Source organism: Spirillospora sp. NPDC047418, assembly GCF_040643275.1.
In the GTDB taxonomy this organism is placed as follows: Bacteria; Actinomycetota; Actinomycetes; order Streptosporangiales; family Streptosporangiaceae; genus Spirillospora.
This window is the reverse complement of the sequence record NZ_JBEYTW010000018.1, coordinates 32,356-51,928: the sequence shown is the minus strand read 5'-3', so window position 1 is coordinate 51,928 and position 19,573 is coordinate 32,356. Positions and strand designations below refer to the sequence as shown.

Genomic DNA, 19,573 nt, shown 5'->3' with positions numbered 1-19,573 from the left:
CTCCGCACGGGGACGGCCGCGCGGCTCACAGGCCGAGGCGCCCGGCGTGCCGGGTGAGGAAGGCGAGCACCTCGTCCTCGGACTTGTCGGGCAGCCCCCACATGATCTCGGTGACGCCGGCCTCCTCCCAGGCGGCGATGTCCTCGGGCGAGGGGCGCATGGACGCCAGGACGGAGATCTCCGGGCGGCCGGCGCGGCCCGCGTCCGACCAGGCCGCGTGCAGGGCGGCGACCTTGGCGAGGATGTCCCGCTCGGTGGGGGTGGTGATCCAGCCGTCGGCGTGGGCGGCGATCCAGGCGAGGGTCTTCGGGCCGCCGCCCGCGCCGATCAGCAGCGGGACGCGGGACTGGACGGGCTTCGGCCACGCCCACGACGGGCCGAACGAGACGAACTCCCCCGCGTAGGACGCCTGCTCCTCCGTCCACAGGGCCCGCATCGCCTCCACGTACTCGCGCAGCACGGTCCGCCGCTTGCCTGCGGGGACGTGGTGGTCGGCGAGTTCGTCGGTGTTCCAGCCGAACCCGGCGCCGAGCGTGACGCGGCCGCCGGACAGGTGGTCGAGCGTCGCGATCGTCTTGGCCAGGGTGATCGGGTCGGACTCGACCGGCAGGGCCACCGACGTCCCGAGCCGGATGGTGGACGTGACGGTGACGGCGGACGCGAGCGAGACCCAGGGGTCCAGCGTGCGCATGTAGCGGTCGTCGGGGAGGGTCTCGTCACCCGTGCCGGGGTGGGCGGCCGCACGCTTGACGGGGATGTGGGTGTGCTCGGGGACGTAGAAGGAGTGGAACCCGTTCTCCTCGGCGGCCTTCGCGGCGGTGGCGGGCGCGATGCCCCGGTCACTGGTGAAGAGCACGATGCCATGGCGCATGCGGACGATAGTAGAACGTGTTCTACCAACGTGGGGAGCTGCCGGGCGGGCGCAGGCGCGGGCGGCGGCGCGGCGCGAGCGGCACGCGACGGGCGATATTGACACCTTTGTCGGCAGACCGTACGGTTCGCTTGATTCACGGTTGCCCGAGGGAAATCCGGTGAGATGCCGGTGCGGACGCGCCACTGTATCCGGGACGACGATCCCGGGAGCCAGGTCGCTCGGGTGGCCGCGACCTCATGATCCGGGACGCGCAAGATTCCCCTTTGGAGGCTCCGTGAGCACGCTGTCCGCTCGCACCATCCCCCTTCCCCACCTGGTTCCCTGGCTGCTCGCGGTGCCCGCGCTGCTGCTGATCGGCTACCTCGTCCTGATGGACAACGGCGCCGTGTCGCAGACCGGCGGCTACCTCCACGAGCTGATGCACGACGGGCGGCACCTGCTCGGCGTGCCCTGCCACTAGGCCGCCGCATGGTACGCACCCTGCTGGTCAGGGGCCTTCTTCTGGGCCTGCTGGCCGGCCTCGTCGCGGGCGTCTTCGCCTTCGCGGCCGGTGAGCCGCGCATCGACGAGGCGATCGCACTGGAGAACGCCGCCGCCGCGCACGAGCACGGCGCCGGCGCACCCGCCCACGAGCACGCCTCCGGCGGGCACGCACACGAGCATGGTGAAGAGGTGAGCCGCGGCACGCAGAAGGCCGGGCTGTTCCTCGCGACCGGGCTCTACGGGCTGGCCGTCGGCGGCGTGTTCGCGCTCGTCTACGCGGGACTGCGGGGCCGGGTCGGCCCCCGGTCGGACGGCGGGCTCGCGCTCGCCGCCGCCGGGACCGGCTTCGCCGCCGTCATCATCGTCCCGTTCCTGAAGTATCCGGCGAACCCGCCCGCCGTCGGCGATCCCGAGACGATCAACAGCCGCACGCTGCTGTATCTGGCGATGATCGGTGTGGGACTGCTCGCGACGGCGATCGCGGTGACGACGGCGCGGAGCGTGCCCGGCGGGCCCTGGGCCCGCCGGCCCGCCGCCGTGCTGGCCTTCGTCGTCCCCGTCGCGGTCGCGTCGGTGCTGCTGCCGGGGGTGGACGAGGTGCCCGACGGGTTCCCCGCCACGCTGCTGTGGCAGTTCCGCATGACCTCGCTCGGGACGCAGCTGGTGTTCTGGGCGTCGTTCGGCACGCTGTTCGGCTGGTTCTGCGACCGGGCGGCGCGTTCCACCGCCGTACCGGCCTGAACGGCCTGCTGCTCGTCCGGCACGCGACGTCGGCGGGGATGCGGGAGGCCCGCTTCCCCGCCGCCGGCGCGGCCGCCGACGCGGGCGGCCTGGCCAGGGCGAAGGCCCTGGCCGGAACGTTCCGGGGCGGCGAGGCGTGGACGTCCCCGGCCCGCGCCGCCCGGGAGACCTGCGCCGCGCTCGGTCTCGGCGCGCGGCCGGTCGCGGCGCTCGCCGAGGCCGACCACGGCTCCTGGGCGGGGGTCCGTTACGCGGACGTGGAGCCGGGCGCGCTGGCCGTGTGGCTGTCGGATCCGGACGCCGCGCCCCATGGCGGCGAGTCCCGGAACCAGGCCGCGGCGCGGGTCGCGGAGTGGCTCGGCGGCCGGCCGTCCGGGATCGCGGTGTGCGACGCGGGCGTCATCCGGGCCGCGCTGTGCCACGCCCTCGGCCTGGACGTCCCGGCGGCCGGCCGCATCGACCTCGCTCCGCTGTCCGCCACGCGACTGGCCGCCGCGCGGGACGGCTGGCGGGTCGCCCACATCAACCGGAAGGTGGTTCCTTGAACGCCCTCTACCCGTTCAGCGCCGTCGTCGGCCTGGACGACCTGAAGCTGGCGCTGCTCCTCAACGCCGTCTCGCCGCGGGTCGGCGGGGTGCTGGTGCGGGGCGAGAAGGGCACCGCGAAGTCCACGATCGTGCGTGCGCTGGCCGCGCAGCTGCCGGCGGTTGACGTGGTGCCCGGCTGCCGGTTCGCCTGCGACCCGGCGGCACCCGGCCCGTCCTGCCCGGACGGGCCGCACGATCTGGGCGGCCCTGCCGAGCGGCGGCCGTCCGCGCTGGTGGAGCTGCCGGTCGGCGCGTCCGAGGACCGGCTCGCCGGGTCGCTCGACGTCGAGCGGGCACTGACCGAGGGCGTGAAGGCGTTCGAGCCGGGGCTGCTGGCGGCGGCGCACCGGGGCGTCCTCTACGTGGACGAGGTGAACCTGCTGCACGACCACCTGGTGGACCTGCTGCTGGACGCCGCCGCGCTCGGCATCTGCTACGTGGAGCGCGAGTCGCTGTCGATCCGGCACGCGGCCCGGTTCCTGCTCGTCGGGACGATGAACCCCGAGGAGGGCGAGCTGCGCCCGCAGCTTCTCGACCGGTTCGGGCTCACGGTCGAGGTGCGGGCGTCGCGGGATCCGCGGGAGCGGGCGGAGGTCGTCCGGCGGCGGCTCGCGTTCGAGGCGGACCCGGAGGCGTTCGCCGCGCGCTGGGCCGGCGCCGAGGCCGATCTCGCGGAGCGCATCTCGGCCGCGCGCGAGCGCCTCGGCGGCGTGCGGCTGCCGGACGAGCGGCTGGAGCAGATCGCCGCCGTCTGCGCGGGTTTCGAGGTGGACGGCCTGCGCGCCGACCTCGTCACGGCGAACGCCGCCCTCGCACACGCGGCCTGGCAGGGACGGGACGAGGTGACGCAGGCGGACGTGCGCGCCGCCGCCCGCCTGTCGCTCCCGCACCGCCGCCGCCGCGACCCGTTCGACGCCCCCGGCCTGGACGAGTCGCTCCTCGACGACCTTCTGGACAGCACCTCCGCCGACGACGACCCGCCCCCGGAAGGAGGCGGCGCCCCATCGGACGGCGACGCTCCAGGCGGGGATGGGGGGGCGGCGGATGGCAGCGGGGCGCCGGGCGACGACGGCCCGCCCCGCGATGACCCTTCGCGAGGTGATTCGAGGTCGCCGAGTCATGCCGGGCCGCCGGGTGATGCCGGGCCGCCGGGTGATGCCGGGCCGCCGGGTGCGGACGGTCCGGCCGGTGGCGGCACTCCGCAGGGTGATGGCGATCAGCCGGGTGAGGACGTCCAGCCGGGCGGCGGCGATCCGTCGGAACCGGGCGGGGGTGAACGGGTCGCGGCGGTGGCGGCGCCGCATGCGGTGCCGCGGTGGGAGGTGCCGGGCGTCGGGGACGGCGCGGCGGGGCGCCGGTCGCGGGCGCGGACGGCGCGGGGCCGGGTCACCGGGGCGCGCCGCCCGGCCGAGCGGGTGCGGGATCCGCACGTGGTGGCGACGCTGCTGGCCGCCGCGCCGCATCAGCGGGCCCGCGGGCGGTCCGGCCCGGGGCTGGTGCTGCGGGCGGGCGATGCGCGCGAGGCGGTCCGGGAGGGGCGCGAGGGCAACCTGGTGCTGTTCGTCGTGGACGCCAGCGGCTCGATGGCGGCACGCCGCCGGATGACAACGGTGAAGACGGCCGTGCTGAGCCTGCTGCTGGACGCCTACCAGCGCCGCGACAAGATCGGCCTGATCACCTTCCGGGGGCGGACCGCCGACCTGGTGCTGCCGCCGACGTCGTCGGTGGAGGCGGGCGCGGCGCGGCTGCGGGCGCTGCCGACCGGGGGGCGCACGCCGCTGTCCGCCGGGCTCGTCCGGGCCGCCGAGGTGCTGCGCACCGAGCGGCTGCGGGACCCGGCACGGCGCCCGCTGGTCGTGGTCGTCACCGACGGGCGCGCCACCGCCGGCGGCGACGTGGACCGGGCGGCCGGGCTGCTCGCGGGCACGGCCGGGATCGTCGTGGACTGCGAGGACGGCCCGGTCCGGCTCGGCCTCGCGGGACGGCTCGCGGCCCGGCTGGGCGCGCGGCTCGTCCCGCTCGGAGAACTCGATGGAATCGTGCGCGAGCACAGGAAGGCGGCCTGACATGCCCCAGGGAAAGCCCGTGTCCGTCCCCGACGACGGCCTCACCACCCGGCAGCGCCGCAACCGGCCGCTGCTGATCGTCCACACCGGGCCGGGGAAGGGCAAGTCGACGGCCGCGTTCGGGATGGCGCTGCGGGCCTGGAACCAGCGCTGGCCGGTCGGGGTGTTCCAGTTCGTGAAGTCGGCGAAGTGGCGGATCGGCGAGGAGCGGGCGCTGCGGGTGCTGGGCGACAGCGGCGAGGGCGGTCCGGTCGCCTGGCACAAGATGGGCGAGGGCTGGTCGTGGATCCAGCGGCCCGGCTCGGAGGCGGACCACGCGGCGGACGCGCGGGAGGGCTGGGCGCAGATCAAGCGGGACCTGGCCGCCGAGACGTACCGTTTCTATGTGCTCGACGAATTCACCTATCCGCTCAAGTGGGGCTGGCTCGATCTGGACGACGTCGTGGAGACGCTGACGTCCCGTCCGGGCGCGCAGCACGTCGTCGTCACCGGGCGGGACGCGCCGGAGCGGCTCCTCGGGGTCGCCGACCTGGTGACGGAGATGGGGAAGGTCCGGCATCCGATGGACGCCGGCCAGAAGGGGCAGCGGGGCATCGAGTGGTGATCCCGCGGCTCGTCGTCGCGGCCCCCGCGTCCGGGAGCGGCAAGACCACGGTCGCGACCGGGCTGATCGCGGCCCTGCGCGCGCGGGGGCTCGCGGTGTCGCCGCACAAGGTCGGCCCCGACTACATCGACCCCGGCTACCACGCGCTCGCGGCGGGACGCCCCGGCCGCAACCTCGACCCGTGGCTCGTGGGCGAGGAGCGGATCGCGCCGTTGTTCCTGCACGGCGCGGCAGGCTGCGACGCGGCCGTGGTCGAAGGGGTGATGGGGCTCTTCGACGGGCGGGGCGACACGGGTTTCGCCTCCACCGCGCATGTCGCGCGACTGCTCGCCGCCCCGGTCGTGCTGGTCGTGGACGCGGCGCGGCAGAGCCGGTCGGTGGCGGCGCTCGTGCACGGGTTCGCGACGTTCGAGCCGGGGGTGCGGATCGGCGGCGTCATCCTGAACCGGGTCGGCTCGGACCGGCATGAGGAGCTGTGCCGGAGCGCGCTGGAGTCGACCGGGATACCGGTGCTGGGCGCGATCCGGCGGTGCGATGCGGTCGTGAACCCGTCCCGGCACCTCGGGTTGATCCCGGCTGCGGAGCGCGGGACGGAGGCCGTGCGGGCGGTGCGGCGGCTCGGTGAGCTGATCGCCGGGTCGTGCGACGTGGCGGGGCTGCTGCGCCTGGCGGGCACCGCTCCCCCGCTGCCCGGCCCGGCGTGGGACGCGTCCGAGCATGTCGAGCCGGTCGGCGGGCGCCCGGTCGTCGCGGTGGCGGGCGGGTCGGCCTTCACCTTTTCTTATAGGGAGCACGTGGAGTTGCTGCGCGCGGCGGGCGCCGACGTGGCGGTGTTCGACCCGCTGCGGGACGAGGCCCTGCCCGGCGGGACGGCCGCGCTGGTCATCGGCGGCGGGTTCCCGGAGGTGCACGCCGCCGAGCTGGCCGCCAACGAGCCCATGCGCAAGGCCGTGGCCGCGTTCGGCGGGCCGATCGCCGCCGAATGCGCAGGACTCCTCTACCTGTGCGACGAACTCGACGGGCTGAAGATGTGCGGGCTCGTTCCGGGGCGGGCGCGCATGACGTCCCGGCTGACGCTCGGCTACCGGGAGGCCGTCGCCGTCGCCGAGTCGCCGCTGACCCGCGCGGGCGAGCGGTTCCGGGGCCACGAGTTCCACCGGACGGCCCTGAGCGGCGGCGCGGAGCCGCTGTTCCGCTGGCGGGACGGCGGCGACGGGTTCGGGAGCGACCGGATCACCGCGTCCTACCTGCACCTGCACTGGGCCGGGTATCCGGAACTGGCTCAGCGGCTGGTGTCGTCCTCCAGGTCGCCTTCCGTCTTGAGGTAGACCTCCTGCAGGCCCTGGAGGACCTCCGGGTCGGGGTGCTCCCACATGCCGCGCTCGGCGGCCTCCAGCAGCCGCTCGGCGATGCCGTGCAGCGCCCACGGGTTCGACTCCGCCATGAAGTCCCGGTTCTCGTCGTCCAGGACGTAGGCGGCGGTGAGCCGGTCGTACATCCAGTCGGCCATGACGCCGGTGGTGGCGTCGTAGCCGAACAGGTAGTCGACGGTCGCGGCCAGCTCGAACGCGCCCTTATAGCCGTGCCGGCGCATCGCGGCGAGCCACTGCGGGTTGACGACGCGGGCCCGGAAGATCCGCGCGGTCTCCTCGGAGAGCGTGCGGGTGCGGACGGCGTCCGGGCGGGTGCTGTCGCCGACGTAGGCGTCCGGGGCCTTGCCGGTCAGGGCCCGGACGGTGGCGATCATGCCGCCGTGGTACTGGAAGTAGTCGTCGGAGTCGGCGATGTCGTGCTCGCGGGTGTCGACGTTCTTCGCGGCGACCGCGATGCGGCGGTAGGCGTTCTCCATGTCGTCGCGGGCGGGGACGCCGTCGAGGTCGCGCCCGTAGGCGTGGCCGCCCCACACCGCGTACACCTCGGCGAGGTCGGCGTCGTCGCGCCAGGTGCGGCTGTCGATGAGCGGCAGCAGCCCGGCCCCGTAGGCGCCGGGCGCCGACCCGAAGATGCGGCGGGCGGCGCGCCGTTCGTCGCCGTGCGCCTCCCGGTCGGCCTGGACGTGGGCGCGGACGTAGTTGTCTGCGTCGGGCTCGTCCAGGGCCGCGACGAGGCGGACGGCGTCGTCCAGCATGGCGACGACGTGCGGGAACGCGTCCCGGAAGAAGCCGCTGATGCGGACGGTCACGTCGATGCGCGGCCGGCCGAGCTCCGCGAGCGGGATCGGCTCCAGATCCGTGACGCGGCGGGACGCCTCGTCCCATGCCGGGCGGACGCCGAGCAGGGCCAGCACCTCGGCGATGTCGTCGCCGGCCGTGCGCATCGCGCTCGTCCCCCACACCGACAGGCCCACCGAGCGCGGCCACTCGCCGCCGTGGTCGGCGCGGTAGCGGTCGAGGAGCGAGGCGGCCATCGCCTGCCCGGTCTCCCAGGCGAGGCGGCTCGGGACGGCGCGCGGGTCCACCGAGTAGAAGTTCCGGCCGGTCGGCAGGACGTTCACGAGGCCGCGCAGCGGCGACCCGCTCGGCCCGGCCGGAATGTAGCCGCCGTCCAGGGCGTGCAGGACGTGGTCGACTTCGTCGGACGTGCGGGCCAGCCGCGGGACGATCTCGGCGGCGGCGAACTCCAGGACCCGCCCCACGAGTTCGCGCCGCTCCTCGGAGATCGGCCGGGCGACTTCGGGGACCGCTTCCACGGCCCAGCCCGCGTCCTCCATGCCCTGGACGAGTGACCGGGCGGTGGCCTCGGCGGCGTCCACGTCGGCGAGGGCCTCGGAGCCGTCCTCGGCCAGGCCGAGCGCCTCGCGCAGGCCCGGCAGCGTCTCCCGCCCCGACCACATCTGCCGGGCGCGGAGCATGGCCAGCACCAGGTCGACGCGGGTCTCGCCCTCCGGCGCCCGGCCGAGCACGTGCAGGCCGTCGCGGATCTGCGCGTCCTTCACCTCGCACAGCCAGCCGTCCACGTGCAGGAGGAAGTCGTCGAACTCGGTGTCGTGCGGGCGGTCGTCCAGTCCGAGGTCGTGGTCGAGCTTCGCGGCCTGGATCAGCGTCCAGATCTGCGCCCGGATCGCGGGGAGCTTCGCGGGGTCCATCGCCGCGATGGCGGCGTGCTCGTCGAGGAGCTGTTCGAGGCGGGCGATGTCGCCGTAGGTCTCCGCGCGCGCCATCGGCGGCACCATGTGGTCGACGAGGACGGCGTGCGCGCGGCGCTTGGCCTGCGTCCCCTCCCCCGGGTCGTTGACGAGGAACGGGTAGATCAGCGGGACGTCGCCGAGCGCGGCGTCGGTGCCGCACGACGCCGACATGCCCGCCGCCTTGCCGGGCAGCCACTCCAGGTTGCCGTGCTTGCCGACGTGCACGATGGCGTGCGCGCCGAACTCGTCCGACAGCCACCGGTACGCGGCCAGGTAGTGGTGGCTGGGCGGCAGATCGGGGTCGTGGTAGATCGCGATGGGGTTCTGCCCGAAGCCGCGCGGCGGCTGCACCATCACGACGACGTTCCCGGCGCGGAGCGCGGCGAGGACGATGTCGCCGTCCTGGACGAACAGCTGCCCCGGCGGCGGGCCCCAGTGCAGCTCCATCTCCCCGCGCAGCTCCTCGGGGAGCGTGCGGTACCAGCGTTCGTAGGACGCGGCGGAGATCCGGACCGGGTTGCCGGCGAGCTGCTCCTCGGTGAGCCAGTCCTCGTCCTGGCCGCCGGCCGCGATCAGCGCGTGGACGAGCGCGTCGCCGTCCTGCTCGCGGACGCCGGGGAAGCCCTCGCCGAGGTCGTAGCCCTCCGCCGCGAGGCGGGCCAGCAGCCGGACGGTGCTCGCCGGGGTGTCGAGGCCGACGGCGTTGCCGACGCGGGAGTGCTTCGTCGGATACGCCGACAGCATCACCACGACGCGGCGCCCGGCGACCGGGGTGTGGCGCAGCCGGCCGTGCCGGACGGCGATCCCGGCGACCCGCGCGGCGCGCTCGGGGTCGGCCCGGTAGACGGTGAGGCCGTCCTCGTCGATCTCCTTGAACGAGAACGGGACGGTGATGACGCGGCCGTCGAACTCGGGGATCGCGACCTGCGACGCGGCGTCCAGCGGGGACAGCCCGTCGTCGCTCGCCGCCCAGGCGGCGCGGCTCGTGGTGAGGCACAGGCCCTGCAGGATCGGGACGTCCAGCGCGGCGAGGGCGCCCACGTCCCACGCCTCGTCGTCACCGCCCGCCCCGGCCGTCGCGGGCCGCGTCCCACCCGCCGCGAGCACGGTCACGACCAGCGCGTCCGCCCGGCGGAGCGTGTCGAGCAGTTCGGGTTCGGCGGCGCGCAGGGACGAGCAGAAGACGGGCACGGCCTGCCCGCCGGCGTCCTCGACGGCCGTGCACAGCGCCTCCACGAACGCGGTGTTCCCGGCCACGTGGTGGGCGCGGTAGTACAGCACGCCGATGACCGGGCCCTCGGCGGTACGGGGTTCGCGTTCGAGCCGTCCCCACGTCGGTGCGGCGGCCGGCGGCGCGAACCCGCGCCCGGTGAGCAGCACGGTGTCGGACAGGAACGCGTGCAGCTCGGCGAGGTTGCCGGGGCCGCCGTGCGCGAGGTAGGCGTGCGCTTCGGCGCACACGCCGCCGGCGACGCCGCCGCCGAGCCGGGACAGCTCCATCAGCTCGGCGTCGGGGGCCTGCTCGCCGCCGAGGACGACCACCGGGCGGGGCCCGGCGAGCAGCGCGTCGAGCCCGTCCTCCCAGGCCCGGCGCCCGCCGAGCAGCCGGACGACGACGAGGTCGGTGCCCTCGACGAGGTCCGGCAGGTCGTGCACGGTGAGCCGGGCCGGGTTGCCGAGCCGGTAGGCGGCGCCGGACGCACGGGCGCTCAGCAGATCGGTGTCGGACGTCGACAGCAGCAGGACGGTGCCAGCGGACACGGCCGTTCCTCCCCTGGGGTCCTCGCCCCGGTCGCGGGTGTCACGACGGCAGGAGTCTCCTGGCTCCCGGATCGATGCTCGCCCCGGCCTTCCCGTCCGTGCGGACAGTGGCCTCAAGCGGGGTTCGCTCCCCGGTCACAGTGGCGGGACCGCGCCGGATTCGCACCGGCTTCCTCCCATTGCCATCGCCTGGGGAGAACAGTACGGCAGCGCGGGCCGCCCGCAAAGTGTGGTTAACATCCTCCCCGTGCCGAATGCCAGACTCCGTGCCGACGCCTGCCCCGGCGCGCTGCGCACCCACGACGCCGCCGACGGGCCGCTGGCGCGCGTCCGCGTGCCGGGCGGCGCGGTCTCGTCCGCGCAACTCCGGGTGCTCGGCGCCGCCGCCCGGGAGCTGGGCCGGGACGTGATCGAGCTCACCTCCCGGGGCAATCTCCAGCTGCGCGGCGTCCGCGATCCGGCGGCGCTCGCGGAGCGGCTGGGAACGGCCGGGCTGCTGCCGTCGCCGTCCCACGAGCGGGTCCGCAACATCGTCGCGTCCCCGCTCGGCGGCCGCGGCGAGCACGGCGCTCTGGCGACGGATCCGCTGGTCACGGCCCTCGACCGGGCGCTGTGCGCGCGTCCCCGGCTGGCGGGGCTGCCGGGCCGCTTCCTGTTCGCCTTCGACGACGGCACCGGCGACATGCTCGCGATGGAGGCCGACCTGACCTGCACCCCGGCCGGACTCCACCTCGCCGGGACACGGCTGCCGCTCCGCGATGGCGCGGTGCCGCTGATGGTCGCGGCGGCGGAGGCGTTTCTCGACGTCCGGGAGGACGCGTGGCGGCTCGCGGAGGTTCCGGACGGGGCGCGGCTGGTCGCGGAACGGCTCGGGACCGATCGCGAAGAGGCCGGTGCCCGTCCCGGCCCCCGCCGCCCGTACGCCGGGGTCATCGAGCAGCGGGACGGGCTCGTCGCGCTGGAGGCCGTACCGCCCCTCGGACGGTTGTCCGGAGCGCAGGCGGAGGCGCTCGCCCACGTAGCGGACGAGGTGCGGGTGACGCCGTGGCGGAGTGCCGTGCTGCGCGACCTGAGCCCGGACGGGGCCGGACGGGTCGCGGCGCGGCTCGGCGCGGCGGGGTTCGCCGTCGATCCGGCGTCGCCATGGGTCGGGGTGTCGGCGTGCACGGGCAGCCCCGGGTGCGCGAAGTCGCGCGGAGATGTGCAGGGCGAGGCGCGGCGGTGGGCCGGCGGGCTGCGGCGCGCCCCGGAGGCAGCCGTCCACTGGGCGGGGTGCGAGCGGCGCTGCGGGATGCCCCGCGGCCCGGTCGAACTGAGGATGGCGGAGGAGCAGCGGTGATCGACTATGTCCGGGACGGCGCCGAGATCTACCGGCGGTCGTTCGCGACGATCCGTGCGGAGGCCGACCTGTCGGGCCTGCCGGACGACGTGGCGCGGGTCGCCGTCCGGATGATCCACGCGTGCGGGATGACCGACCTCCCCGGCGACCTGGGGTGGTCGCCGGGGGTCGTGGCGCGGGCGCGGACGGCGCTGCTGGACGGCGCGCCGGTCCTGTGCGACGCGCGGATGGTCGCGTCCGGGGTCACGCGGGCGCGGCTGCCCGCCGGCAACGAGGTCGTGTGCACGCTGGGCGATCCGGGCGTGCCCGGACTGGCGGCGCGGCTCGGCACCACGCGGAGCGCGGCGGCGCTGGAGCTGTGGCGCGACCGCCTCGGCGGCGCGGTCGTCGCGATCGGCAACGCGCCGACCGCGCTGTTCCGGCTGCTGGAGCTGGTCGCGGAGGGCGCGGGGCGCCCGGCGGCGGTGCTCGGGATCCCGGTCGGGTTCATCGGCGCGGCCGAGTCCAAGCAGGCCCTGGCCGCGAGCGGTCTCGACCACCTGGTGGTGCGCGGGCGGCGCGGCGGCAGCGCGATGACGGCGGCGGCGGTCAACGCCATCGCCGGTGAGGCGGAATGATGGCGGGACGGCTGTTCGGCGTGGGCGTCGGGCCCGGCGATCCGGAACTGGTCACGGTGAAGGCGGCGCGGCTGATCGGCGGCGCCGACGTGGTCGCCTACCACTCCGCGCGGCACGGGCGCAGCATCGCCCGGTCGGTCGCCGCGCCGTACCTGCGGGACGGCCAGGTCGAGGAGCAGCTCGTCTACCCGGTGACGACCGAGACGACCGGCCATCCGGGCGGCTACCAGGGGGCACTGGACGACTTCTACGCCGACTGCGCCGCCCGGCTCGCCGCGCATCTCGACGCGGGCCGGACCGTGGTGGTGCTGAGCGAGGGCGACCCGCTGTTCTACGGGTCCTACATGCATCTGCACAAGCGGCTCGCGCCGCACTACCCGACCGAGGTGGTGCCGGGTGTGACGTCGCTGAGCGCGGCGTCGGCGGCGGCCGGGCGCCCGCTGGTGGAGCGGGAGGAGACGCTGACCGTGCTGCCCGGCACGCTGCCCGGCGCCGAGCTGGCCGAGCGGCTGCGCGGCGCCGACGCGGCGGCCGTGCTGAAACTCGGCCGGACGTTCACCAAGGTCAGGCGGGCTTTCCAGGACGCGGGACGGCTGGGCGACGCCTGGTATGTGGAGCGGGCCGCCACCGACCGGCAGCGGGTCGCGCCGCTGGCGGAGGTGGATCCGGCCGACGTTCCGTACATGTCGCTCGCCCTGCTGACGAGCCCGGCGGGGCGGTCGTTCGAGGCGCCTCCCCCGTCGCGGCCGGCGGGTGCCGGCGGGGTGTCGGTGGTCGGGCTCGGGCCCGCCGGGCGGCCGTGGCTCACTCCCGAGGCGCAGGACGCGCTGGCGTCCGCGACCGACCTCGTCGGGTACGGCCCCTACCTCGACCGGGTACCGCCGAACCCGCGGCAGCGGCGGCACGCGTCCGGGAACCGGGTGGAGGCCGACCGGGCCCGGCACGCGCTGGCGCTCGCCCGGGACGGGGCGCGCGTCGCGGTCGTGTCGTCCGGCGACCCGGGCGTGTTCGCGATGGCGGCGGCCGTGCTGGAGGCCGCCGCCGAGGACGAGTTCGCGGACGTCCCGGTGCGGGTCGTGCCGGGTCTGACGGCGGCCCAGGCCGTCGCGTCGCGGGCCGGGGCGCCGCTCGGGCACGACTTCTGCGTCCTGTCGCTGTCGGACATCCTCAAGCCGTGGGACGTGATCGCGCGGCGGCTCGCGGCCGCCGCCGCGGCCGACCTGGTGCTGGCCCTCTACAACCCGTCGTCGAGCCGGCGGAGGCACCAGCTTCCGGCGGCGCGCGACCTGCTGCTGAAGCACCGCTCCCCCGAGACGCCGGTGGTCATCGGGCGCGACGTCGGCGGTCCCGAGGAGGAGGTGACGGTCACGACGCTCGGCAAGCTCGATCCGGAGCAGGTCGATATGCGCTGCCTCGTGATCGTGGGGTCGTCCACCACGCGGGTGACCGACAAGAACGCCGTCTACACGCCGCGCCGCTATCCCTGAGCCCAGGCGGCGGCGGCCGCCACGTCGTCCGTCGCCTGGACGCCGTCCGGATGCGGCGGGCGGTCCACCATGATGACCGGCAGGCCCGCGTCGCGGGCGGCGGTGAGCTTCGCGCGGGTCATCGCGCCGCCGCTGTCCTTGGTGACGAGCACGTCCAGGCAGTGCTCGCGGATCAGCGCGCGTTCCCCGTCCACGGTGTAGGGGCCGCGCGCGAGCAGCACCTCGACGTTGGGCGGGACGGGCGGCTCCGGCGGGTCGACCGACCGGGCGAGGAACCACGCGCCGGTCCGGACGGCGAACACCGGGATGCTGCGGCGGCCGGTGGTGAGGAACACGCGGGCGCCGTCCGGCAGTGCTCCGGCGGCCTCGGGCAGGGACCGGACGCGGCGCCAGTCGTCACCGTCCTCCGCGTCCCAGCCGGGGCGGCGCAGCGCGAGCAGGGGGACGCCGGTCAGCCGCGAGGCGTGCGCGGCCGACGCGCTCATCCGCTCGGCGAACGGGTGCGTGGCGTCCACGAGCCGGTCGATCCGGTTGCCGCGGAGCCAGGCCGCGAGGCCGCCGGCGCCGCCGAACCCGCCGATGTGCACCTCCCCGACCGGCAGGCGCGGGTCGGTGACGCGTCCGGCGAGGGACGAGACGACGTGCACGCCCGTGTGGCGGACCGTGAGGCGGGCGGCGAGCGCGCGGGCCTCCGCCGTCCCGCCGAGGATCAGGACGCGCCGCACGTCCGGTCCCGGCCGGCGCTGTAGAGGTGGCTGTCGGGGAACGCCGACGCCGTGAGGACGCGGCCGACGACGATCACGGCCGTGCGCTTGATCCCGGCCGCGCGGACGAGGTCCGCGATGTCGGACAGGGTGCCGCGCAGGATCACCTCATCGGGGCGGCTGGCGCGGGCGACGACCGCGACCGGGCAGTCCGCGCCGTAGTGCGGCACCAGTTCGGCCGCCACCTCGTCGATGCGCTGGACGGCTAGGTGCAGCACCATCGTGGCGCCGCTCGCGCCGAGGGTGGCGAGGTCCTCGCCGTCCGGCATCGGGGTGGCGCGCACGGCGGTGCGGGTCAGGATGACGGTCTGGCCGACGCCGGGGACGGTCAGCTCCCGTCCGAGCGAGGCCGCCGCCGCCGCGAACGCCGGGACGCCGGGGACGACCTCGTACGGCACGCCGGCCGCGTCGAGCCGCCGCATCTGCTCGGCGACCGCGCTGAACACCGACGGGTCGCCCGAGTGCAGCCGCGCGACGTCCAGGCCGTCGCGGTGCGCGGCGGTCAGGTCGGCGACGATCGCGTCCAGGGTCATGTCCGCGGTGTCGACGAGGCGGGAGCCGGGCGGGCACGCGTCCAGCAGCTCGCGCGGCACCAGCGACCCCGCGTACAGGCACACCGGCGCCGACTCCAGCACACGCAGACCGCGCACGGTGATGAGGTCGGCGGCGCCCGGGCCGGCGCCGACGAAGTACACGGTCACGATGTCTCCTTCCGTGCCGCCCAGACGGTGACGGGCATCGCGGGCCGCCAGCCGGTGAACCCGCCCAGCGGCGCGGCGCGCTCGACGTGGAGTCGGACCAGTTCGCCGCCGTGAGTGCGGCGGAACCCGGCCAGCGCGGCCTCCGATTCCAGGGTGACGGCGTTGGCGACGAGGCGCCCGCCGGGCTGGAGGGCGTCCCAGCAGCGTTCCAGCAGGCCGGGGGCGGTGAGGCCGCCGCCGACGAAGACGGCGTCGGGCTGCGGGAGGCCGTCCAGCGCCTGCGGAGCGCGGCCCGCCACGACGCGGACGCCGGGCACGCCGAGTGCCTTCGCGTTGCGGCCGATCCGCTCGGCCCGGTCGGAACGGCTCTCGACCGCGACCGCCGCGCAGGACGGATGCGCCCGCGCCCACTCGATCGCGATGCTGCCCGACCCGGCGCCGACGTCCCACAGCAGCTCGCCGGGCAGCGGGCCGAGGCGGGACAGCGTCACCGCCCGGACCTCGCTCTTGGTGATCTGCCCGTCGTGCTCGTAGCTGCCGTCGGGGAGCCCGGCGACGCGGGGCAGCGGCACCGCGTCCGGGCCGGGCACGCACTCGACGGCGACGACGGCGAGCGCCGACGCGGCCGGGTCCGTCCAGTGGGACGCGACGCCCGGCGCCGCCGTCTCGTTCTCCGCGCCCAGGTCGCACAGGACGGTCATCCGGCTGGGGCCGAAGCCGCGCCCGGTGAGCAGCGCCGCGACGACCGCCGGCGCCTCGCGTCCCGCGCCGAGGACCAGGACGCGGCGGCCCGGCGCGACGACCGCGTTCAGCGTCTCCGCCGGACGGCCGACCATGCTGACCACGTCGACCCGGTCGAGCGGCCAGCCGAGCCGGGCGCACGCCAGCGACACCGACGACGGATGCGGCAGCACCCGCAGCCGCCGCGCGCCGACCAGGTCCGCGAGGGTGGAGCCGATCCCGTAGAACATGGGGTCGCCGCTCGCGAGGACGGCGACGGCGCGTCCCGCGTACCGGCCGATCAGCCCGGGAAGCGCGGGCAGGAGCGGGGACGGCCAGGCGACCCGCTCGGCCCCGCCCGCCGGGACCAGGTCGAGCTGCCGGGCGCCGCCGAGCAGCACGTCCGCCTCCCGCAGCGCCGCGCGCGAGGGCTCGGGGAGCCCGTCCCAGCCGTCCGCGCCGATGCCCACGACGGTGATCGAACGTGCGTCCACCGGCCTCCTTCACGAAATGCGGCGCCAAGTCTATAACTGGCACACTTGGCCAGGTGAAGCGGCTTTTGATCATCGGTATCGGCGCGGGCGACCCCGACCACCTGACGTTCCAGGCGGCCAAGGCCATCGCCGCGGCAGACGTGTTCCTCCTCGTCGACAAGGGCGAGGCCAAGCACGACCTCGCCGGGCTGCGGCACGACCTCATCGCCGCGCACGGCCGCGAGCCGTACCGGGTCGTCGAGGCCCGCGACCCCGAACGCGACCGCACCGCCGACGGCCCCGCCTACACCGCCGCCGTCGAGGACTGGCGGTCCCGCCGTGCCCGCCTCTACGCGTCGTTCGTCACCGGCGAGTTGGCGGACGGCCAGACCGGCGCGCTCCTCGTCTGGGGCGACCCCGGGATCTACGACAGCACCCTCGCCGCGCTGGAGGAGGTGGACGCCGAGTTCGAGTACGAGGTGATCCCCGGCATCAGCAGCGTGTCCGCGCTGACGGCCCGGCACCGGATCGGGCTCACCCGGGTGGGGCGCCCCGTCCACCTCACGACGGGTCGCCGCCTCGCCGCCGAGGGCGCCACCGCCGACGATGTCCTCGTCATGCTGGACGCGCACTGCGCGTTCGCCGGCGCCGGCGACGACTTCCACATCTACTGGGGCGCCTACCTCGGCACGCCCGACGAGATCCTCGTGTCCGGCCCCGTCGCGGAGGTCGCCGACGAGATCCGCGCCGTCCGCGCCGAGGCCCGCGCCCGCAAGGGCTGGATCATGGACACCTACCTCCTGCGCCGCGACCCCCGCGGCTGACCCGCGTCCGGAAGCGGACGACGGAAGCCCGGATCCGTCCCGTTTACACGCCTTCTGCCCGCCAGTAGGCGAGGATGTCGACTCCGAGACGCGGCGCACCGGAGGGACCGTGACGGAGCAGGCGGAAGAACGCACCGGCGTCGCCGCCACCCAGGCGCAGCCCGTCGTCGCGCGCGGGTTGCCGTCCGTCCTGTGGCGCACCGTCCGCCTGCTGTGCGGGGGCGGGGTGGCGGGTGCCGCACTGCCGGTGCTCGCCTGCACCGCCGCCCTCCAGTTCGCGCTCGTGGTGGCCGGCGTCCTGGTCATCGGGGACGACGGCATCATCGTCAACGGCGAGATCCACCCCCGTGAACTGGCGCCGCGCAGCGTCGGCTACGCGTGCGCGGCCGTGCTCGCGCTGTCGGCGGCCCACGTCGCGGCGGTCGCCGCCGTCGTCCTCATCGCGGCGGGCCGGCTGCTGGACCGGCCCGTCACCGCGCGGTCCGCGGCCGGGGCAGTGGCGCGGCGGGCGCCCGCGCTGGCGGCGTCCGTGCCGCTGATCGGCGGCGCGCTGCTGGCCGTCCCGGCGGCCGGCGGCGGCACGCTGCTGCTCACCGGCGAGCCGTGGGTCGGGGTCTTCGCGTCCGCGGTGGCCGGGGTCGTCAGCTGCTGGTCGGTGCTGGCGGTACCCCTGGTCGTCCTGGAGGGCGCCGGGCCGGTGCGGGCGATGGACCGGGCCTGGACGCTGACCCGCCACCGCCGGGCCCGCTGGTCCTGGTTCGTGCTCGGGGGCGTGCTGCTGTTACCCGGCGCGGTCGCCGCCGGGGTATCGGCGCTCGCCCTGCCGCTGGACGACGAGGCCTTCGCGATCGCCGGCCGGGTGGCCGTCCTCACCGCGGGAGCGCTGGTCGTCCTGCTCCAGGGGACGGTCCTGGCGGTCGTGACCCTCGACCACTGGTACCCAGACGTGAACGTCTGGCGGAAGCGCCGCTGTCCGCTCGACCTCGACGCCGCCGCGCGGAGACTCCCCACGGTTGACCGCCGTACCCGGCCCCGCGTCGCGGCCGTGCTCGCGGTGCTGGCGATCGCGTCACCCGCCCTCCTTCACTGGACCCTGCTGCGCACCGACCCGTACGGCCTGACGGTCGTCTCCGACCGCGTCGTCGGGAACCAGAACGGCCGCAACGTCGTCCTGCTCCCGGACGGCTCCGCCCCGATGGTGCTCACCCCGCACCTCGCCGACGGATTCTCCCTACTGGCCTGCGGCGACCGGACCTGCCGCACCAGCCGCGAGGTCGGCCGCGTCCCGCGCTCCGGAAACCGGGTGGAGGCGGCGACACTGCCCGGTGGCGCGGTCGTCGTGGGGGCGTGGCAGTACGACACCGGCTCCCTGGGCGAGGCGCCCGAGAAGGTGCCCGACACCCTGCCCCTCCTGCTCCGGCTCGTCCGCTGCACACCGGGCGGATGCCCGTCCCTCTCGTCCGCCCCCGGCACGGTACGGGTCGCCAAGGCCGGCTCGTCCGAGATCAACGGCGCCGCTCTCGGCATCACCACCGCCGGCTCGCGGATCGTCGCGGCCGCCATCCCGCCCCTGGGGGACGGAGTGGACGACCGGGTCCTGCGCATCGTGCGCTGCGCCCGTCTCCCCTGCGGCCGCCCGGAAGTCCTCGCCACCCTCCGCCCGCCGTACATCTCCAGTGGGTTCGACAAGCCGGTCGCGATCGCGACCGGGCGGTCCGGGCGTCCGGTGATCGCGGTGCAGGACGGCCTCGACGGAGCACTGACCGTGGTGAGCTGCGACAACGCCGGCTGCGACCGGCCGCGGACCACGCGCTTCGGCGCGCGGAACCGCCCGAGCATCCAGGAGGAGCAGCGCTTCGAGGCAGCCGACCGGCTGACGAGGCGCCTGCACGTCCTGGACCCCGACGCCGTCGAGGTCGCCGTCCCCGCCGACGACCGGCCGATCATGACCTACCGGGACGTGCTCACCGGCGCGGCCACGCTGCTGCGCTGCCGCACCCCGGACTGCGCGTCCGCCGACACCACCGTCCTCGGCCCGCCCGGACTCGCCCAGCAGGCGCCCGCCTTGACGCTCGCCCCGGACGGACGCCCGCTCATCGCCGTCCACGACCTCACCAACACGTCCGTGACCGTCCTCGCCTGCCACGGCTCCGCCTGCACGCACCGCGACAAGACCCGCATCGCCGGCTACACCGGCGTGCCCGGCCCCCTGGACCTCGCCGTCGGACGCGACGGCCGCCCACGGGTGCTGTGGGCCGACGGCTCCGACGACGATTCCCCCGGCGAACTGCACCTGACCACTTGTAGGCGCGCCCGCTGCGCCGGAGGTGCCGGCCGGTGACGTCGCCCCCGGACCGCCCCGCACAGGAGAGCGCTCCGGCGACGCGGATCTGGTGGCTGCTGTC

16 protein-coding genes and 1 riboswitch are annotated in these 19,573 nt (G+C 75.8%); of the genes, 11 read left to right on the top strand and 5 right to left on the bottom strand.

What is annotated here, in order from left to right; all coding sequences use genetic code 11:
• Positions 1 to 25: 25 nt before the first annotated feature.
• Positions 26 to 871 carry an LLM class F420-dependent oxidoreductase gene (locus ABZ806_RS14300; protein WP_500217633.1) on the bottom strand — a complete coding sequence of 282 codons (846 nt, stop codon included), beginning with the start codon at positions 869 to 871 and terminating at the stop codon, positions 26 to 28.
• 277 nt (positions 872 to 1,148) lie between these two features.
• Here ABZ806_RS14300 and ABZ806_RS14295 point away from each other — a divergent pair, with 277 nt between their 5' ends.
• The 6 genes from ABZ806_RS14295 to ABZ806_RS14270 are packed head-to-tail and all read left to right on the top strand — an operon-like array spanning position 1,149 to position 6,683.
• Complete coding sequence (locus ABZ806_RS14295) at positions 1,149 to 1,334, top strand: CbtB domain-containing protein (RefSeq protein ID WP_500217631.1); 186 nt, start codon at positions 1,149 to 1,151, stop codon at positions 1,332 to 1,334.
• Between the two features lie 8 nt (positions 1,335 to 1,342).
• Complete coding sequence (locus ABZ806_RS14290) at positions 1,343 to 2,098, top strand: CbtA family protein (RefSeq protein ID WP_500217629.1); 756 nt, start codon at positions 1,343 to 1,345, stop codon at positions 2,096 to 2,098.
• Positions 1,984 to 2,643, top strand: coding sequence for a histidine phosphatase family protein (locus tag ABZ806_RS14285; RefSeq protein ID WP_500217627.1), 660 nt, complete (start codon positions 1,984 to 1,986; stop codon positions 2,641 to 2,643). The genes ABZ806_RS14290 and ABZ806_RS14285 overlap by 115 nt, the downstream gene beginning before the upstream one ends.
• Complete coding sequence (locus ABZ806_RS14280; RefSeq protein WP_500217625.1) at positions 2,640 to 4,751, top strand: VWA domain-containing protein; 2,112 nt, start codon at positions 2,640 to 2,642, stop codon at positions 4,749 to 4,751. Before ABZ806_RS14285 ends, ABZ806_RS14280 begins: the two co-directional genes overlap by 4 nt.
• Position 4,752: 1 nt before the next feature.
• Positions 4,753 to 5,355 carry a cob(I)yrinic acid a,c-diamide adenosyltransferase gene (gene cobO / locus ABZ806_RS14275; protein WP_500217623.1) on the top strand — a complete coding sequence of 201 codons (603 nt, stop codon included), beginning with the start codon at positions 4,753 to 4,755 and terminating at the stop codon, positions 5,353 to 5,355.
• Complete coding sequence (locus tag ABZ806_RS14270) at positions 5,352 to 6,683, top strand: cobyrinic acid a,c-diamide synthase CobB (protein WP_500217757.1); 1,332 nt, start codon at positions 5,352 to 5,354, stop codon at positions 6,681 to 6,683. The genes cobO and ABZ806_RS14270 overlap by 4 nt, the downstream gene beginning before the upstream one ends.
• Here the strand turns inward: ABZ806_RS14270 and cobN are convergent.
• A complete protein-coding gene (gene cobN / locus ABZ806_RS14265; protein ID WP_500217621.1) occupies positions 6,638 to 10,243 on the bottom strand; it encodes a cobaltochelatase subunit CobN in 3,606 nt (1,201 codons plus the stop codon). The genes ABZ806_RS14270 and cobN overlap by 46 nt on opposite strands.
• A gap of 52 nt (positions 10,244 to 10,295) precedes the next feature.
• Positions 10,296 to 10,419: riboswitch (cobalamin riboswitch) on the bottom strand.
• A gap of 71 nt (positions 10,420 to 10,490) precedes the next feature.
• Here cobN and ABZ806_RS14260 point away from each other — a divergent pair.
• The 3 genes from ABZ806_RS14260 to ABZ806_RS14250 are packed head-to-tail and all read left to right on the top strand — an operon-like array spanning position 10,491 to position 13,686.
• The gene (locus ABZ806_RS14260) at positions 10,491 to 11,582 is read left to right on the top strand and encodes a ferredoxin-like domain-containing protein (protein WP_500217619.1); all 1,092 of its coding nucleotides are present in this window, start codon (positions 10,491 to 10,493) and stop codon (positions 11,580 to 11,582) included.
• On the top strand, positions 11,579 to 12,199 hold the full coding sequence (locus ABZ806_RS14255) for a precorrin-8X methylmutase (RefSeq protein WP_500217617.1): 621 nt from the start codon (positions 11,579 to 11,581) through the stop codon (positions 12,197 to 12,199). The genes ABZ806_RS14260 and ABZ806_RS14255 overlap by 4 nt, the downstream gene beginning before the upstream one ends.
• Complete coding sequence (locus tag ABZ806_RS14250) at positions 12,199 to 13,686, top strand: precorrin-2 C(20)-methyltransferase (RefSeq protein WP_500217615.1); 1,488 nt, start codon at positions 12,199 to 12,201, stop codon at positions 13,684 to 13,686. Before ABZ806_RS14255 ends, ABZ806_RS14250 begins: the two co-directional genes overlap by 1 nt.
• On the opposite strand, the gene ABZ806_RS14245 is transcribed toward ABZ806_RS14250, so the two are convergent.
• From ABZ806_RS14245 to cbiE, 3 genes are read right to left on the bottom strand one after another with little or no spacing between them, the layout of a single operon-like run.
• On the bottom strand, positions 13,677 to 14,411 hold the full coding sequence (locus ABZ806_RS14245) for a cobalt-precorrin-6A reductase (RefSeq protein WP_500217613.1): 735 nt from the start codon (positions 14,409 to 14,411) through the stop codon (positions 13,677 to 13,679). The genes ABZ806_RS14250 and ABZ806_RS14245 overlap by 10 nt on opposite strands.
• Entirely contained in the window at positions 14,396 to 15,151 is a 756-nt protein-coding gene (cobM, locus tag ABZ806_RS14240; RefSeq protein WP_500217611.1) for a precorrin-4 C(11)-methyltransferase, read from the bottom strand. The genes ABZ806_RS14245 and cobM overlap by 16 nt, the downstream gene beginning before the upstream one ends.
• Complete coding sequence (cbiE, locus tag ABZ806_RS14235; protein ID WP_500217609.1) at positions 15,148 to 16,365, bottom strand: precorrin-6y C5,15-methyltransferase (decarboxylating) subunit CbiE; 1,218 nt, start codon at positions 16,363 to 16,365, stop codon at positions 15,148 to 15,150. The genes cobM and cbiE overlap by 4 nt, the downstream gene beginning before the upstream one ends.
• A 53-nt stretch (positions 16,366 to 16,418) precedes the next feature.
• Between cbiE and cobF the strand changes: the two genes are divergently transcribed.
• A complete protein-coding gene (gene cobF / locus ABZ806_RS14230) occupies positions 16,419 to 17,168 on the top strand; it encodes a precorrin-6A synthase (deacetylating) (protein ID WP_500217607.1) in 750 nt (249 codons plus the stop codon).
• Between the two features lie 109 nt (positions 17,169 to 17,277).
• Positions 17,278 to 19,509 (top strand): hypothetical protein, encoded by a 2,232-nt coding sequence (locus tag ABZ806_RS14225; protein ID WP_500217605.1) that lies wholly within the window; start codon positions 17,278 to 17,280, stop codon positions 19,507 to 19,509.
• Positions 19,510 to 19,573: the final 64 nt, after the last annotated feature.

Coding starts and splice junctions, on each gene's coding strand:
- ABZ806_RS14300 (WP_500217633.1), bottom strand. CDS start 871: ATGCGCCATGGCATCGTGCTCTTCACCAGTGACCGGGGCATCGCGCCC.
- ABZ806_RS14290 (WP_500217629.1), top strand. CDS start 1,343: ATGGTACGCACCCTGCTGGTCAGGGGCCTTCTTCTGGGCCTGCTGGCC.
- cobO (WP_500217623.1), top strand. CDS start 4,753: ATGCCCCAGGGAAAGCCCGTGTCCGTCCCCGACGACGGCCTCACCACC.
- ABZ806_RS14250 (WP_500217615.1), top strand. CDS start 12,199: ATGGCGGGACGGCTGTTCGGCGTGGGCGTCGGGCCCGGCGATCCGGAA.